General features: G+C 37.8%; 15 protein-coding genes. 8 read left to right on the forward strand and 7 right to left on the reverse strand.

Features of this window, described 5'->3' with window-relative positions; translation table 11 throughout:
• Positions 1-34 precede the first annotated feature (34 nt).
• Genes BOQ64_RS10380 through BOQ64_RS10390 form a run of 3 tightly spaced genes read right to left on the reverse strand, consistent with a single transcriptional unit; the run spans position 35 to position 5,743 of the window.
• Positions 35-1,450 carry an efflux transporter outer membrane subunit gene (locus tag BOQ64_RS10380; protein WP_129059709.1) on the reverse strand — a complete coding sequence of 472 codons (1,416 nt, stop codon included), beginning with the start codon at positions 1,448-1,450 and terminating at the stop codon, positions 35-37.
• On the reverse strand, positions 1,437-4,595 hold the full coding sequence (locus tag BOQ64_RS10385; RefSeq protein WP_129058013.1) for an efflux RND transporter permease subunit: 3,159 nt from the start codon (positions 4,593-4,595) through the stop codon (positions 1,437-1,439). Before BOQ64_RS10385 ends, BOQ64_RS10380 begins: the two co-directional genes overlap by 14 nt.
• Before the next feature lie 29 nt (positions 4,596-4,624).
• Positions 4,625-5,743, reverse strand: coding sequence for an efflux RND transporter periplasmic adaptor subunit (locus BOQ64_RS10390; RefSeq protein ID WP_129058014.1), 1,119 nt, complete (start codon positions 5,741-5,743; stop codon positions 4,625-4,627).
• Between the two features lie 305 nt (positions 5,744-6,048).
• On the opposite strand from BOQ64_RS10390, the gene BOQ64_RS10395 reads away from it, so the two are divergent.
• Positions 6,049-6,639, forward strand: a complete 591-nt coding sequence (locus BOQ64_RS10395) for a porin family protein (protein ID WP_129058015.1) — start codon at positions 6,049-6,051, stop codon at positions 6,637-6,639.
• Between the two features lie 223 nt (positions 6,640-6,862).
• Here the strand turns inward: BOQ64_RS10395 and BOQ64_RS10400 are convergent, their stop codons facing one another.
• Positions 6,863-7,627 (reverse strand): LytR/AlgR family response regulator transcription factor, encoded by a 765-nt coding sequence (locus BOQ64_RS10400; RefSeq protein ID WP_129058016.1) that lies wholly within the window; start codon positions 7,625-7,627, stop codon positions 6,863-6,865.
• On the reverse strand, positions 7,624-8,682 hold the full coding sequence (locus tag BOQ64_RS10405; protein WP_228448304.1) for a sensor histidine kinase: 1,059 nt from the start codon (positions 8,680-8,682) through the stop codon (positions 7,624-7,626). Before BOQ64_RS10405 ends, BOQ64_RS10400 begins: the two co-directional genes overlap by 4 nt.
• Between BOQ64_RS10405 and BOQ64_RS23815 the strand changes: the two genes are divergently transcribed.
• The 3 genes from BOQ64_RS23815 (at position 8,681) to BOQ64_RS10415 (ending at position 10,458) form a co-directional block, all read left to right on the forward strand.
• On the forward strand, positions 8,681-8,836 hold the full coding sequence (locus tag BOQ64_RS23815; protein WP_164976854.1) for a hypothetical protein: 156 nt from the start codon (positions 8,681-8,683) through the stop codon (positions 8,834-8,836). The genes BOQ64_RS10405 and BOQ64_RS23815 overlap by 2 nt on opposite strands.
• A 137-nt stretch (positions 8,837-8,973) precedes the next feature.
• Complete coding sequence (locus tag BOQ64_RS10410; protein WP_129058018.1) at positions 8,974-9,798, forward strand: universal stress protein; 825 nt, start codon at positions 8,974-8,976, stop codon at positions 9,796-9,798.
• 183 nt (positions 9,799-9,981) lie between these two features.
• Complete coding sequence (locus BOQ64_RS10415; RefSeq protein ID WP_129058019.1) at positions 9,982-10,458, forward strand: hypothetical protein; 477 nt, start codon at positions 9,982-9,984, stop codon at positions 10,456-10,458.
• Between the two features lie 36 nt (positions 10,459-10,494).
• On the opposite strand, the gene BOQ64_RS10420 is transcribed toward BOQ64_RS10415, so the two are convergent.
• Positions 10,495-11,364 carry a RimK family alpha-L-glutamate ligase gene (locus tag BOQ64_RS10420; protein ID WP_129058020.1) on the reverse strand — a complete coding sequence of 290 codons (870 nt, stop codon included), beginning with the start codon at positions 11,362-11,364 and terminating at the stop codon, positions 10,495-10,497.
• 205 nt (positions 11,365-11,569) lie between these two features.
• On the opposite strand from BOQ64_RS10420, the gene BOQ64_RS10425 reads away from it, so the two are divergent.
• From BOQ64_RS10425 to BOQ64_RS10440, 4 genes are read left to right on the forward strand one after another with little or no spacing between them, the layout of a single operon-like run.
• Positions 11,570-12,079 carry a hypothetical protein gene (locus tag BOQ64_RS10425; RefSeq protein WP_129058021.1) on the forward strand — a complete coding sequence of 170 codons (510 nt, stop codon included), beginning with the start codon at positions 11,570-11,572 and terminating at the stop codon, positions 12,077-12,079.
• Positions 12,076-12,423 carry a tRNA-binding protein gene (locus BOQ64_RS10430; RefSeq protein WP_129058022.1) on the forward strand — a complete coding sequence of 116 codons (348 nt, stop codon included), beginning with the start codon at positions 12,076-12,078 and terminating at the stop codon, positions 12,421-12,423. The genes BOQ64_RS10425 and BOQ64_RS10430 overlap by 4 nt, the downstream gene beginning before the upstream one ends.
• A 14-nt stretch (positions 12,424-12,437) precedes the next feature.
• Positions 12,438-13,139 carry a 3'-5' exonuclease gene (locus BOQ64_RS10435; protein WP_129058023.1) on the forward strand — a complete coding sequence of 234 codons (702 nt, stop codon included), beginning with the start codon at positions 12,438-12,440 and terminating at the stop codon, positions 13,137-13,139.
• 3 nt (positions 13,140-13,142) lie between these two features.
• On the forward strand, positions 13,143-13,469 hold the full coding sequence (locus tag BOQ64_RS10440) for an SUF system Fe-S cluster assembly protein (RefSeq protein ID WP_027372057.1): 327 nt from the start codon (positions 13,143-13,145) through the stop codon (positions 13,467-13,469).
• A 129-nt stretch (positions 13,470-13,598) separates the two neighbouring features.
• On the opposite strand, the gene BOQ64_RS10445 is transcribed toward BOQ64_RS10440, so the two are convergent.
• On the reverse strand, positions 13,599-14,435 hold the full coding sequence (locus BOQ64_RS10445) for a sulfurtransferase (RefSeq protein ID WP_129058024.1): 837 nt from the start codon (positions 14,433-14,435) through the stop codon (positions 13,599-13,601).
• Between the last annotated feature and the right edge of the window lie 182 nt (positions 14,436-14,617).

Genomic DNA, 14,617 nt, shown 5'->3' on the forward strand with positions numbered 1-14,617 from the left:
GCTTCCTTCCCATTTATTATTTATCAATTACATTTTACTGCACTCCACCGCCTAAAGCACGGTAAAGGTCTACCTCAGCATTTAATCTTTCCAGTGTTACATTAATAGCTTCCAGATCATTCTGAAGTTTATTATTCTGAGCTGTAATTACTTCAAGATAGGTTGCCATTCCGCTTTTATACAGCTTCAAAGCATCTCCAATTCCTTTATCTAAAATAGCCGTTCTCTGTTCTAAAAGCTGTAATCTTTCAGAAGTTCCCTGCGTTTTTGCCATAGCATCAGAAACTTCTCCAACAGCTGTCATTACAGACTGTTTAAAGTTGATTGCCGCCTTTTCCTGTTCAATTAATGCCGTTTCATAGGCGGTTTTCAACTGTTTTTTCTGAAAAATAGGAGCGGCTAAATTAGCTGCGACCGCTTTCGTAATAGACCCGGGAATATCAAACCATGAACTGAACTTATTGGAATTCACTCCAATCTGCGGGCTCAGACTGATACTCGGATACATTGCTGCTTTAGCCAATCCTGTTTTTGAATTCAGGCTGATTACATTAAATTCTGCCATCTTCAGATCCGGTCTTCTGCTTAGTAATTGAGCAGGAAGACCTTGTGAAAGCTTATTCTCAGGGATCATTGTTTTCAGATTTCCTGATCTTTCAATTTTGGTTGGATATTCTCCACAAAGGATGCTCAATGCATTTTCCTGAATGGAAATATTCTGTTTAGCCAGAGGAATCAGAAGCTCGGCAGTTTTCTTTTGCGCTTCGGATTGCTGCACCGCTAAAGAATTGATTTGCCCTGCTTTAAACTGAAGATCCATCATTTTAAGGGTATTATTGCTCAGTTCAATATTCTGCTCTGCTATTTTCATCTGTTCGTCTAAACTTATCAGATTATAGTAAGCCTGGGCTACCTGAACAATGATTCTGCTTTTTACGGCATTCAGATTTTCTTTTTGAGCAAAGTATTCTGCTGCTGCAGATTCTTTCTGCATTTTGGCCTTTCCCCAAATGTCTACTTCCCATGAAAGTCTCAGGCTAGCACTGAAATCATCCATGTGTGTTGTTCCTGCAAACTGTTCATTAAGAGATCCGTTCAGGGTATTGGTAGAAGCCCAGCTTCTGTTGGCTCCAGCACTAAAATCCAGGGTTGGAAGAAGAGATAGTTTAGCCTGTTTATAGATCAGGTCCAGCTGTTCTATGTTTTTCAGGGCAACGTTTACTTCATTATTTCTGGTTAATGCTTTATCTATTAAATCGATTAATTTCGGATCTTTAAAGAACGTCTTCCATGGAAGTACTACTGTATCTCCTGTTACCTGCACAGATTCTTTATACGTTTCCGGCATCTGAAGATCTGTTCTTGCATAGGGTTTCCCCACAGCGCAGGACACCAGTACTGATGCTATTGCGCCTGAAATAAGGAAATTCTTTATATTAAATATTCTCATTTGTCAATTCATTTTGGATTACAGGATACTTCTTTTTGGATGAAAATTTCTCATCCAGATATTGGAAGAACATATACAGAATAGGAATTACAAATACTCCTAACACCACTCCGCTCAACATTCCTATGGCAGCACTCACACTGATGGATTTGTTTCCTGAAGCCATTCCTCCTGTAGAAATCATCAATGGAATCATCCCTACAATAAAGGCAAGTGATGTCATGATGATCGGACGTAATCTCGCTTTTGCTCCTTCCAATGCGGAATCCAGAATAGAAAGTCCTGCTTTTCTTCTCTGGACGGCAAATTCTACAATAAGGATCGCATTTTTGGCCAATAGACCAATAAGCATGATTAATCCTACCTGTACATAGATATTGTTATCCAATCCAATTGCTTTAATTCCCAGGAATGCTCCTACAATTCCCGTTGGGATGGAAAGCATTACCGCTAATGGAAGAATATAACTTTCGTATTGTGCTGCAAGAAGCAGGTACACGAATAGTAAACACAATCCAAGGATTACAGCGGTTTGGTTTCCTGCTGATTTTTCTTCCAAACTTAAACCTGTCCATTCATAACTGTAGTCAGAAGGAAGTTTATTCAACGTTGGTTCAATTTTATCCATCAGGGCACCGTTACTGATTCCCGGCTTCGGCACTACGTTAATGTTCAATGAATTATAAAGGTTATATCGCTGAACAGATTCCGGACCGTATACTTTTTTCAATGTGATTAAGGTATTGGCAGGAACCATTTCTCCTTTATCATTTTTCACAAAAATATCATTGAACGCCTGCTCATCCATTCTGAAAACACCGTCAGCTTTGATATTCACTCTATAGAACTTCCCGAATCTGGAGAAATTCTGAGACTGGTCTCCTGAGAAATACGTCTGGATTGAGTTTAACAAATTAGAAATACTTACGCCTAACTGTTTGGCTTTATCTTCATTTACTTCAAGTTCAAGCTGTGGATAATCTGCTCTGAACATCGTGTAAGCATACGCTACTTCCGGCACCTGCATCAATTGTCCGATCACATCATCTGCTTTAGATTTCAATACCTGAGGATCTCTACCCATACGGTCCTGAAGAACGATCTCCGCATCATTGGTTACTCCATATCCTTCTACCGGCGGCATTCTGAAGCTCATTACACTTCCTTCTTTGATCACAGACAGTTTTCCGTTAACAATATTCATGATCTCGTCAATATCCTGAACCGCTCCTCTTTCTTTTTTAGGTTTTAATTTCACAAATCCCATTGCGTAAGCAGGTCCTGCACTGTTGCTTAACAGGTTAAATCCTGTAATGGATGTATTTTCCTGCACAGCATCTACTGTTTTTAAAATCGCATTGATTTTATTAGAAACTTCTGTAGTTTTCGTTAATCCGGTTCCTGGTGGCATACTTAATGAATAAATGAAGAATCCATCATCTTCCATTGGAACAAAACTTTTGGTAGTGCTTGACATCAGCCATGCTGAAATTCCTATAATTCCCGCTACCAGCCCTGCTGCGATCCATTTTTTTCCGATTAAAAATCTTACTCCTTTTGCATAACGTTCCGTCATATTGTTGAACCCTGCATTAAAAGCAACCGCAAATCTCTGCCCGAATCCTTTTGGTTTTCCACCTTCTTCTGCATGGTGATTTTTCAAAAATACCGCACATAAAGCTGGTGTTAAAGTAAGGGCGTTCACCGCAGAAATAATAATTGCAATCGCTAATGTATAGGCAAACTGCTTATAGAATAATCCTGCAGAACCAGACATAAATCCAATCGGAATAAATACCGCAGACATCACCAACGTAATGGAAATAACAGCTCCTGTAATTTCACTCATCGCTTTATGGGTAGCATCTCTTCCAGAAAGGTCTGTACCTTCCATATTACTGTGAACCGCTTCTACCACTACAATCGCATCATCGACGACAATACCAATCGCCAGTACAAGAGCAAACAATGTCAATACGTTAATCGTAAATCCTAATACCAGAAGGAAGAAGAACGTACCGATAATAGCTACAGGAACAGCAATAGCCGGGATAATGGTAGATCTGAAATCCTGTAAGAAGACAAATACCACAATAAATACAAGGATAAATGCTTCTATCAATGTAGATTTTACCTGTCCTGTTGCTTCATCCAATCTTTCCTTGGTACTCATTACCTTGGTATACTTGATACCTGGCGGGAAGGATTTCGACAGCTGATCAATCGCTTTATTTACTCCTATTTCAATTTCATTGGCATTTGAACCTGTTGTCTGCATAATGGCTACCGTAACTGCATTCTTCCCATTGGAAAGGTTATCTCCGGTATTGTTGATGGACCCAAATTCTATTCTGGCTACATCTTTAAGCCTGATTACATTGGTTCCGTCATTTTTAACCACCATCTCTTCATATTGCTCCGGCTTATTCTTTTTTCCTTTGTATCGGATTACATATTCTAAAGCAGCATCTGACTCCTCACCCAATTTACCAGGTGCTGATTCTAAACTGTGATCTGCAATGGCATTGGAAACATCAGAAGGTTCCAAACCATAGGAAGCCATCTTCTGTGGATTAAGCCATATCCTCATTGAATAATCCTTAATTCCGAAGATCTGCGCCTGTCCTACACCTTTTACCCTTTTAATCTGTGGGATAAGGTTGATATTGGCAAAGTTCTGAAGAAAGGTTTCATCATATTGCTTATTATCTTCAGTATAGATATTGAAAATCAACACCATACTATTCTGCTGTTTTGAGGTCGTTAATCCCATTCTTACCACTTCCTGTGGCAGGATTGGGGTAGCCTGCTGTACTCTGTTCTGAACATTTACGGCAGCCTGATCGGCATTTACTCCCTGTTTGAATATAACAGAGATGGTAAATGTTCCGTCATTACTTGCCGTGGACTTCATGTAACTCATGTCTTCCACCCCGTTAATCTGCTCTTCCAGAGGGGTTACCACGGAACGGATCACCGTTTCACTGTTACCCCCAGGATAAGAACCTGAAACCGTAATGGTAGGCGGAGAAATATCCGGGAATCTGGTCACTGCCAATTGGTTTAATCCAATGATCCCCAAAATGACAATGATAAGGGAGATTACCGTCGCTAATACCGGACGGTCTATTATCTTTTTTAACATTTTCGAATTTTCTAAGAATGATTATAAAATTATTTCGAAGGAGTTACTTTAGCCACAACCAACGCTCCATCTGTAAGGGCATCTATTCTGTTGACAGCAATCTTATCTCCTGCATTCACTCCTGTTTTTACAAAGTAATCCTGAGAAGTGCTTCCGGATACTTCAATCTGTGTCATTTTCACTTTGTCTTTACCTTCAAGCTTATAAACGAAGAATTTATCCTGAATATCTTTTACAGAGGTTTTAGGAAGCTTCACTACACCGTCCAGCGCATTGTGAATCATTACTCTTCCGGTTCCTCCTGATCTTAATAATTTATCCGGATTTTGGAAAACTGCTTTCATCTGGATACTTCCCGTATTTTTGTCAAAGTTCCCACTGGCATTTTCCAATCTTCCTTTAAAACCATACTTAGAACCGTCTGCTAAAATAAGTTCTACATTGTCAGCATGATCTCCTGAGGCAGCAGCTCTGCTATGAGCAATAAAGTCTGCTTCGTTCATTGAAAAATAAACGTTTACACTGCTGATATTGGAAAGCGTTGTTAATGGTGAAGCATCAGACGGGCTGATGAGGTTTCCGACCCTGTTTGGGATTCTTCCAATATATCCGCTTACCGGTGCTTTAATGTAGGTAAAGTTCGCATTGATTTTTGAAGAACCTAATGAAGACTGTGCCTGAGCCACCTGTGCTGATGCTGCCTTTAAGCTGGCCTGAGCCGTTTTCAGCTGCATATCGGAAACTACCTTTCCTTCTACAAGAGGTCTTAGTTTTTCAACTTCAAGTCTTGCGCTTTCCTGTGCTGCCAACGCAGATTTTAAAGCCGCTTCGTTGGTATTTACCTGCTCATTGTACACGGATGGATTGATTCTAAACAACGTTTGTCCTTTGCTTACAAACTGACCTTCTTTTATGTATACAGCTTCCAGATATCCTGTTACCTGAGCTTTTATTTCCACATTATCCTGCCCTTCTATACTTCCGGGGTACCCCGTTGCTACGTCTTCATTTCCGGTATTTACCTGAACGAAGTCTGTAGGAAGTGCTACTGCCTGCTGGGCCGTTTCCTGGCCGTTTCCTGAACCGCAGGAGTACAGTATTGCTGCAGCGGTAAGTGAAAGTGCCAGATATCCTTTTCTGTAGTTCATAACATTTGTTTTTAAATTTTACAGGAGCAAAATAAGTTCATATAATAAGGATGTTCATCTAAAAATCTGGTGAAGCGTAGTTAATCGCAGGTGAAGCGTACGATACTAAAAATGAAAGGAAAAGCGGTTATTTTCGCCATTCAGATTGATAAAAAAGGGCTTTTTCGCTTTAATATTTCAAAAATACGGTTGACGTTTAAATTTCTACGTTTCACTTTTAAAACTCCCGGCTCTGGTTATTCCCCGACCTAATTTCGCAGTATCAAAACATTAAAAAAGAAGTCAATAATTTAAATTTTTATCAAATGAAAAAGTTTTTAGCAATCACAGCGATCGTGTTAGGTTTAGGAGTACAGGCTCAGACCACAGAACCGAAAAGAGATTCAGGGATAGAATTAATTCCTAAAGCGGGAATCAACATTGCCAATCAGTCTATTAAGAATGTAAATGGAGAGAAATCAAAGACTTCTTTCCAGGCTGGTTTAGGGGTAAATATACAGACAGGTATTAAGAATTTCTCTGTACAGCCTGAGGTTAACTTCATCAGCAAAGGGACAAAGTTTAAAAACAGTTTTGGAAATGAAACCTATAACTTCAATTATATAGAGGTTCCGGTATTGGCCAAATACAGCTTTGGTCCAGTGTATGTAAATGCAGGCCCTTCTATCGGCTTTCTGATGGGAAAAAATGATAAAGTGAAAGCCGCTTATGGCAAAACAAAATCAATAGATTTCGGATTACAGATGGGTGCTGGTGTAGCTATTCCTGCAGGACCTGGAAAAGTAATTGTAGATGGCAGATATAATTTAGGCTTAAATAATATCTCTGATGAGAAAGGTTTAGATGTTAAAAACAGAGGTTTTGCGATTTCTCTGGGCTATGCTATTCCTTTATAGTCTTTAGATCATAGCTTTTTCTTTATATAGGATTCCTTCATGAGTAATTCGTGAGGGGATTTTGACATGTATAGGCTTGGAAGCTGGAAGAGGGATACTGGAAGTTACTGTTGTGCAAACAACTTCTGATCTTTATAAAAACGATTGATTAAATCATTAAAAATGATTTTCATTTACCTTCGTATTCAATAACTTCCCTCTTCCAGCCTCCAGCTTCCATTCATTAATAATCCATCCAGGATTTGAATATAGAAGCCTTTTCACGGCTTACAATCACTTCCATTTCAGGCTGTTTTCTCAGCTCCAGCTTTAATTTCCCGTTGAAATGGTTAAAGATCTGCTTTACAGAATCAATATGAATGATAAACTGTCTGTTGGCACGGAAGAAGAATTTCGGATCCAATTGTTTTTCAAGCTCTTCTAATGTTTGAGGAATATTTTCTACCACACCTGTATTCAGCATTGCTTTACTGATTCCCAGTTCTGTGTAGATGTATAAAATATCTTCTGCCTGCACTGTTTTATACCCATCACGGTGAGCGATTAGGAAGCGTTTTCTATAGTCTTTAGGCTGAATATAATTGAGCAGTCCTTCAATGGCAGAACCAACAACCGGAACAGATTCCATAAAGGTTTCATAGCGTTTCAATGCAGCGTCCAGCTCATCTTCTTCTATGGGTTTTAAAAGATAATCTATACTGTTGTATTTGAAGGCCTGTACTGCATACTCATCATAAGCAGTTGTAAAGATTACAGCACTTTTAATCTCATGTTTATTAAAAATTTCAAAGCTTAATCCATCTGCCAGACGAACATCCATCATAATGATATCCGGAACAACATTATTTTCCAGCCAGTTTACGGTAGAGGTTATTGAGTCTTCTACGGAAAGGATCTCAATATGAGGTCTCAGCTTTAGCAAAAGTCTTTTTAGCCGATCTGCATTGGGCCTTTCGTCCTCTACTATTAGAATTTTATTAATCTTCATATCAATGGAAGTTTTACAATAAATTTATCTTCAGTTTTTTCTATAATGGGTTTTGTGTATCCCAGGATCTCATATCTGGCGATGATATTGGTTAGCCCAACTCCAGAGGAATCCGGCTTATTAATTAAGGGTAAAAAGGTGTTGGAAACCACCAGTTCACTCTCAGAATTTGTATATACGTGGATCTCCAGCGGGTTTGCTTTTGAAGTCTGGTTATGTTTAATAGCGTTTTCAACTAATAGCTGCAGAGATAATGGCAGGGTGTACATAGATCTGTATTCTTCCTGAATATCAATTTTAAATACCACTCCTTCCCCAATTCTTTTCTCAATAAGGAAAATATAGGAATCTAAGAATTTAAGTTCTTCTTCTACAGCAATAATATCTTTCTTGGAGTTTACCAGCAGGTATCTGTACACCCGTGCAAATTTTTCGGAATATTCATATCCTAACTGCTGATCTTCCAGAATGAGCTCAGAAAGTACACTCAGGTTATTAAAGATAAAATGAGGATCTATCTGCAACTTAAGAGCCTGAAGTTCAGCTGCCATAGCTGCCTGTTTATGCTTTGAAGCCCTGATTTTATGCTGAGCAGCTTCTACAGCCGTTTTTTTCCAGTTTTGCAGCAAATAATCAACGGTATTAAAACCACTTATAATAAGAGATATCACGATATTGGTGGCCACCCATTGTCCTAATAAAGTATATTCCTTTCTGGAATCCATTTCCGGTAAAGTATCCGAGGTGCAGTCTACAATGGCATTGATAATCATCACAATCAGAACACTTCCCACAATCTGAAGAAATCCCTGAATAAGAAGCCTTTTAACAGTCCTGTCTTTCCATGGAAGCAACTTATTGAGAGTAGAATCAATAAATATACTCACCTCTGAAATGATAATTGAAAAGAAGAATACCCACAGAGCGTCTTCAATGAACATCTTCAATGGAGTCTCCAAATAGCTCTGCCACACCGGATCGAAGGGATCAATAAGATAGGAAAATCCACAGAAAGCAATGACTGCTACTGCCCAGATCACCAACCGCCTCTTCATGGCGGAAAGAATCTTTTTGCTTCGTATTAAATTTTTCCTGATGGTAGAAATCCTATTCATTATCCGGCACTTTGTGAATGTAAATATAAAAATAGATTTCAGAAGACTGTCTGCTATTTTCAACGAGACCGCCAAAACCGTCCGTGAAACGTAAAATAGATGAGTTCAAATGAACGCTGACGTTTCATCACCTGAAAAAGACATTTCATCATCGTTTTATGCAACATCACCATATTTTTAATAAAATACTACCTGCTCCTCTCCTAGTTTTGCAGTATCAAAATCGGTACAATGAAAACAATAATTGTCTGCACAGATTTTTCGCAGGAAGCTGAAAATGCAATTCATTACGCAGCTTCTATGGCTAAGGAAAACCACTACAACATCGTTTTGTTCAATTTGCAAAGCATTTCAATTCATGCTCTGAATGCACAGGTTTCTGCTGATTTTTTCTATGAACAGACGCTTAAAAACCAACAAAAACTTACTGATAAATCTATTGAAATAAATAATTTATATTCCGTTAAAACAGAATTTTATCTGGCCTCGGGAAATTTTATTGAAGAGCTGAATCAATGTATACAAGCCACAAACAGTGATCTTATCGTCATGGGAATGGCAGAAAAAACTCTTGAACAGAGACTTTTGGGAAATAATGTAATTAAGGCTATTCACAGAATTAAAAAACCGATATTAATTATTCCCGGGCATATAGAGTATACAGGAATCCGAAAGGTTCTCTTTGCCTATGATACCCATAAATCGATCACATGGTCTGCAATGAATGACATTTATGCTTTCATTCATGAGTTTAATGCAGAAATTGAGGTATTTAACGTAGGTGAAAGTGTAGAGGATTTTACAGAAGTCATTCATGATATTGATCTGAATTCCGGTTACGATCTTGATGATATTAAATATAGCTTCAAGATGATTCAGTCTATTGAAATCATCAAAGCTATTGAAGAGGAAGTAAAACTGACGAATGCAGATCTGCTGACGATGGTTCCTTACCGATATAATCTTGTAGAATCTCTTTTCCACCGAAGCAAAACAGCCATTATGGCCTATAAAAATAAAGTTCCATTACTGTCAATTCCATTAAACACAGATTAAGACTCAACAATCAATAAAAATCACATTTGAATTATCCTTTTTGCCTTTTTAAAGGTTAAATTTTACACTTAATCTTGTTTAACAGGACCGGAGAGCAATTTCCGGTCCTGTTTTTATTTGAAACTTTATCTATTATTTTTGATATAATTTGTATTTTTATCTAAGCACCAAAAACAAATAATTATGAAGTCTTTTATTTTTCATTACCGATGGTATATGGCCTGTTTATTATTGTTTGGATATACACAGTCCTTTGCTCAGGGAATCAACAGCCAGGATAGAAATCCTGTTCAGTGTACACAGAAGCTCAGATTGATATCAGATAAGATGGTTTTCACAAAAGACCGTCAGGAAAAACCCGTCAAAGTGGATATTACTATTGATCCCCAAAGCTCTACCATCAAAACAATTTTGCAGGAACCTGGTCAGAAATCTCCATCTGAACGGACTTATCAGATTAAAAATATGAATTGTACAGCTAATGAGGATTTTACTTTCGGAAGAGTAATTTACGCTGTGGCAACAGGTAACCCTGATGGTTCATTTTCCAGTGGTGAGTTTCTTTTGGAGGCTACAAAACGTGGGCTATTTTTCTCAAATACAATTGATCCACCTGAAAGTAAGGCCATCATTCCAGTTATAAAATTTGAAAAACTATAAATAAAAACCACCTCAGCGTTGAGGTGGTTTATTGTTTTATGAGATTAAAGCTATTAGAGCCTGATAATAATTCTCAAGTAAGACTTTGTCTCCGTTTAAGAACAAATACGGTTCTATCAGTTCCAGCTCCATAAGATTGAAGGTATTATCAATCAACACTCCGTCGACTCTTGCATATAATGTGGATTGAGGTAAGCTTTTCAGATAAGCACCTGCCTGTTCTATATGCAATGGATCCGGAGTTGGATAACTGATACTTCCGCCATGATAATGCTGCACTCTGAAATCTCCTTCCTTAGGTGTTTTTAATGAACAATGACTATATTTTCCATTAAAAAACAGGAATGACCATTCTCCATTTTTAATTTCTTCTACGAAAGGCTGTACCATATAATCCTGCTCTTTCAGAAGCTCATTTATTTCTTTAGAACGTTCGTCAACATTATCTCTGCTGATGGTCACTGTATTTTGCGCTCCGGCGCTTACGCATGGTTTCACAACTAGTTTATCAGCGTTCAAAAGATCAAAGAAATGATTCTCAAAGAAAGATCCTTTTTCCAGATATTCTGATGCAATTACTGGAAGCTGCTTATTGGCAATATCTTTCAGGTAATGCTTATCGGAGTTCCATTTGATGATTTCTACAGGATTTAAAACTCTGACTCCCAATTGTTCAATATGATCCAGCCAGTTTAGAAATTCACTCAGATGATTATGATAATCCCATGGTGACTTAATGACGGCTACATCAAAGCTGCTCCAATCTACGTTTTCATCATTCCATATTGATGGAACTACATCCAACCCTTTCTCTTTTAAAAAGTTGATGAGATCTGTATCTTCATCATTAGCCACTCCCTGTGAAAGTCTTGCTTCTTTTTTATAGCCTACTACTGTGATTTTCATGCTTCTGTTATTATGATTTTATCTTATAGTAAAGTTGCGAAGAATGGGTGGATATGTGGAGACACAGATTTTTTAATTTGGATGGGTACAATTAAAAGATGAATAATTTAACCAACAAAAAATCTCAGCTTTTTGAGTACGTTATTCTTCAAAATATACTCTAATTCTCAATATTTTAATACATTTGTTATAAAACATACTTCAAATGAATTTCGAGCAGGTTAATCTACACCTTGAAGCCTATAAAGAACATAACCAGATTCTGGATGCAGCAAAATATCTGATTCATTCTTTTGACCTGGAACATGACAATTTTGCAGGATTTGGATTCAGGGAAGAGCTTTCCCCTACTTCTATGCTTCTTACGGCAGAAGGAGAACTGGGAGGCCCACAAACAGTGATGATTCCTAGAAATTTATTTGATTTTGACCTGAACCTTGTCTTAAATATGGTAGCTCATGAAATGCTTCATGTAAGGCAAAAAGCTCCGGGCCAGGTAATTGAAGACAAGAATGAAAGAGAGTTTCAGGCTTATTATGAAATGCTTTTTCATAAAGTCTTTCCACAGGTTCCTGACGTCTCAGACTTTCATAAAAAGTTCTTCGGTGGAAAAGCCCTTGAATATTATAAAAGAATGGGTGAAGGTTCAGAATTACAACAAAAATATGCAGAACAGAAAACAGAAGTAGAACATTTAATTAACACATTACCATGAACGTAAAACCAGACATCACTTGGGAAGATTTTGAAAAGATAGATATCAGATGCGGAACTATTATTTCAGTAAACGATTTTGAAAAGGCAAGAAACCCTTCCTACCAATTGGAAATAGATTTTGGCGACCTCGGAATCAGAAAATCATCTGCTCAGATCACTTCGCTTTATCAGAAAGAAGAATTGATAGGAAAACAGATTTTAGCAGTCGTTAACTTCCCTAAAAAACAGATTGCCAACTTCTTCAGTGAATGTTTAGTTTTAGGATTATATGGTGAAGACAAAAAAGACGTTACTCTTTTAGCACCTTCATTACCTACTAAAAACGGAATGCAGGTAGGATAAAAATAAAAAACACAATGATACAGAACATACCACTAGAAAAGGTTTTATTTCTTGATATTGAAACCGTTCCACAGGCTGGCTCCTGGGAAGATTTATCTGAAACTGATCAGCACCTTTGGGACAAGAAAACAAGATTCCAGAGAAAAGAAGATATTTCCGCAGCAGAATTTTACGACAGAGCCGGAATTATGGCAGAATTCGGAAAGATTATCTGCATTACCATCGGAATGGTAGAAAAAAATGAAACGTTAAAAATCAAAAGTTTCTCCGGACATGATGAGAAGAAGATGCTTCAGGAATTTGGAGAGATTTTCAACAGTCCGAGACTGTATAATGTGATTCTCTGTGCCCATAACGGAAAAGAGTTTGATTTTCCGTGGATTGCCCGAAGATATCTCATCAATGGCATGCAGCCTCCTGCCCCTTTCCAGATGTTTGGAAAAAAGCCCTGGGAGATCCCTCATATAGACACCATGGAGCTATGGAAATTCGGGGATTATAAAAGTTTTGTATCACTGGAATTATTAGCTCATGTCTTTGGTATTCCCACTCCAAAGGATGATATTGACGGCTCAATGGTTTCATCAATTTACTACATAGAAAAAGACTTGCAGCGAATTGTTGATTATTGTGAAAAAGATGTCTTAACTTTGGCAAATGTTTTCCGACGTATGCGTCAGGAAGATTTGTTGAAAAGGAATATCAATTTAGATTAAAAAATGAAATTTACAGACGATCAAATTGCAGACATTGGTGAAGAAATCATCAGCGTACTAAAAACCGTATATGATCCCGAAATTCCGGTAGATATTTACGAATTAGGGTTAATTTATGATGTACAGATTTCCGATGATGCTGACGTAAAAATTATAATGACCCTTACCACTCCTAACTGCCCGGTAGCCGAAACACTGCCTCAGGAAGTAAAAGATAAGGTAGCAGAAGTAGAGCACGTAAAAAGCGTTGACTTAGAGCTTACTTTTGAACCTAGCTGGAATAAGGATATGATGAGCGAAGAAGCGAAATTTGAACTGGGAATGCTATAAATCTTAAGCATTTTCTAACCAAATACAATTCATATTACTATAAAGGAATATGAAATTTGAAAATATAAAAAGGATGTCATAGTGTGACATCCTTTCTTGTATCATTGAGGCCTCAATTGAAGGTTATTTTTACAATTCTTTCGCTACTTCTTTTCCTTCTCTCCTGCTCCATTCGCTCCATGATCCTACATAGAGATTCGGAATAGTAAAGCCTGCGTGAGCCAATGCTAAAATAGTATGACATGCTGTTACTCCAGAACCACAGTGAATAATCAGGTTTTCATGTTGATTTTTAAGTAATCGGATATATTTTTCTTTTAGAATTTCAGGGCTTAAGAACAACCCGTTTTCATCCAGATTTTCTGAAAAAGGAATATTGATAGCTCCCGGAATATGCCCGGCAACCAGATCAATAGGTTCGGATTCACCTCTATATCGGTAAGCATCTCTTACATCAATGACTGTAGAAGAATTGCTTTCTAATTCATTTTCAACCTCTTCAAGACTAGAAACAGGAAGATCCCAGCTCGCTTTTTTAATCAATGGAGCCTTTTCAAATGGCTCTTCTCCTGATGAAAATTCGATGCTATTCTTTTCTGCAGACTGTATTCCGCCATCCAGAACCTGAACATTTTTAAACCCAAAGGATCTTAACATCCACCATGCTCTGGCAGCGGCATTTGAACCATTTTTGTCATCATATACAACAATATGAGAGTTTTCAGAGATCCCAAGATTGGAAAGTGTTTCAGCAAATTTTCCCGGAGCAGGAAGCGGATGTCTTCCACCAAAGGCAGCATCTTCTCCTATTTCAGCTAAATCTTTATCCAAATCAACGAATCTTGCACCCTTGATATGTTTCTCAAGGTAGTTTTGCTTTACATCTTTTCCTATCCTTGCATCAAGAATAATCAGGTTTTCTGTTGAAAGGCTTTTTAATTCAGACGGTGAAATTATTGGAGACATTTTGTTGATTTTTTAGGTTGATTTTTTTAGGTTTTGGCTAAAGCCAATGGATTGATGGATATAGTAAAGCGGGCTAAAGCCCGCTCCTATTTATATTTTTTATTTCACGCAGATTACGCGGATTTCGCAGATCCTAATTCCCAGTTTCTTATCTGCGTCATTTGCTAAATCTGCGAGAGATT

This window comes from Chryseobacterium sp. CH25 (assembly GCF_004119455.1).
GTDB lineage: Bacteria > Bacteroidota > Bacteroidia > Flavobacteriales > Weeksellaceae > Chryseobacterium.

Excerpts from the sequence above, each read along its gene's own strand:
- BOQ64_RS10435 (WP_129058023.1), top strand. The coding sequence starts at position 12,438 with ATGATACAGAACATACCACTAGAAAAGGTTTTATTTCTTGATATTGAA.
- BOQ64_RS10440 (WP_027372057.1), top strand. The coding sequence starts at position 13,143 with ATGAAATTTACAGACGATCAAATTGCAGACATTGGTGAAGAAATCATC.
- BOQ64_RS10385 (WP_129058013.1), bottom strand. The coding sequence starts at position 4,595 with ATGTTAAAAAAGATAATAGACCGTCCGGTATTAGCGACGGTAATCTCC.
- BOQ64_RS10405 (WP_228448304.1), bottom strand. The coding sequence starts at position 8,682 with ATGAAGAGGCGGTTGGTGATCTGGGCAGTAGCAGTCATTGCTTTCTGT.
- BOQ64_RS10395 (WP_129058015.1), top strand. The coding sequence starts at position 6,049 with ATGAAAAAGTTTTTAGCAATCACAGCGATCGTGTTAGGTTTAGGAGTA.
- BOQ64_RS10390 (WP_129058014.1), bottom strand. The coding sequence starts at position 5,743 with ATGAACTACAGAAAAGGATATCTGGCACTTTCACTTACCGCTGCAGCA.
- BOQ64_RS23815 (WP_164976854.1), top strand. The coding sequence starts at position 8,681 with ATGGCGGAAAGAATCTTTTTGCTTCGTATTAAATTTTTCCTGATGGTA.
- BOQ64_RS10410 (WP_129058018.1), top strand. The coding sequence starts at position 8,974 with ATGAAAACAATAATTGTCTGCACAGATTTTTCGCAGGAAGCTGAAAAT.
- BOQ64_RS10430 (WP_129058022.1), top strand. The coding sequence starts at position 12,076 with ATGAACGTAAAACCAGACATCACTTGGGAAGATTTTGAAAAGATAGAT.
- BOQ64_RS10445 (WP_129058024.1), bottom strand. The coding sequence starts at position 14,435 with ATGTCTCCAATAATTTCACCGTCTGAATTAAAAAGCCTTTCAACAGAA.
- BOQ64_RS10380 (WP_129059709.1), bottom strand. The coding sequence starts at position 1,450 with ATGAGAATATTTAATATAAAGAATTTCCTTATTTCAGGCGCAATAGCA.
- BOQ64_RS10400 (WP_129058016.1), bottom strand. The coding sequence starts at position 7,627 with ATGAAGATTAATAAAATTCTAATAGTAGAGGACGAAAGGCCCAATGCA.
- BOQ64_RS10420 (WP_129058020.1), bottom strand. The coding sequence starts at position 11,364 with ATGAAAATCACAGTAGTAGGCTATAAAAAAGAAGCAAGACTTTCACAG.
- BOQ64_RS10415 (WP_129058019.1), top strand. The coding sequence starts at position 9,982 with ATGAAGTCTTTTATTTTTCATTACCGATGGTATATGGCCTGTTTATTA.
- BOQ64_RS10425 (WP_129058021.1), top strand. The coding sequence starts at position 11,570 with ATGAATTTCGAGCAGGTTAATCTACACCTTGAAGCCTATAAAGAACAT.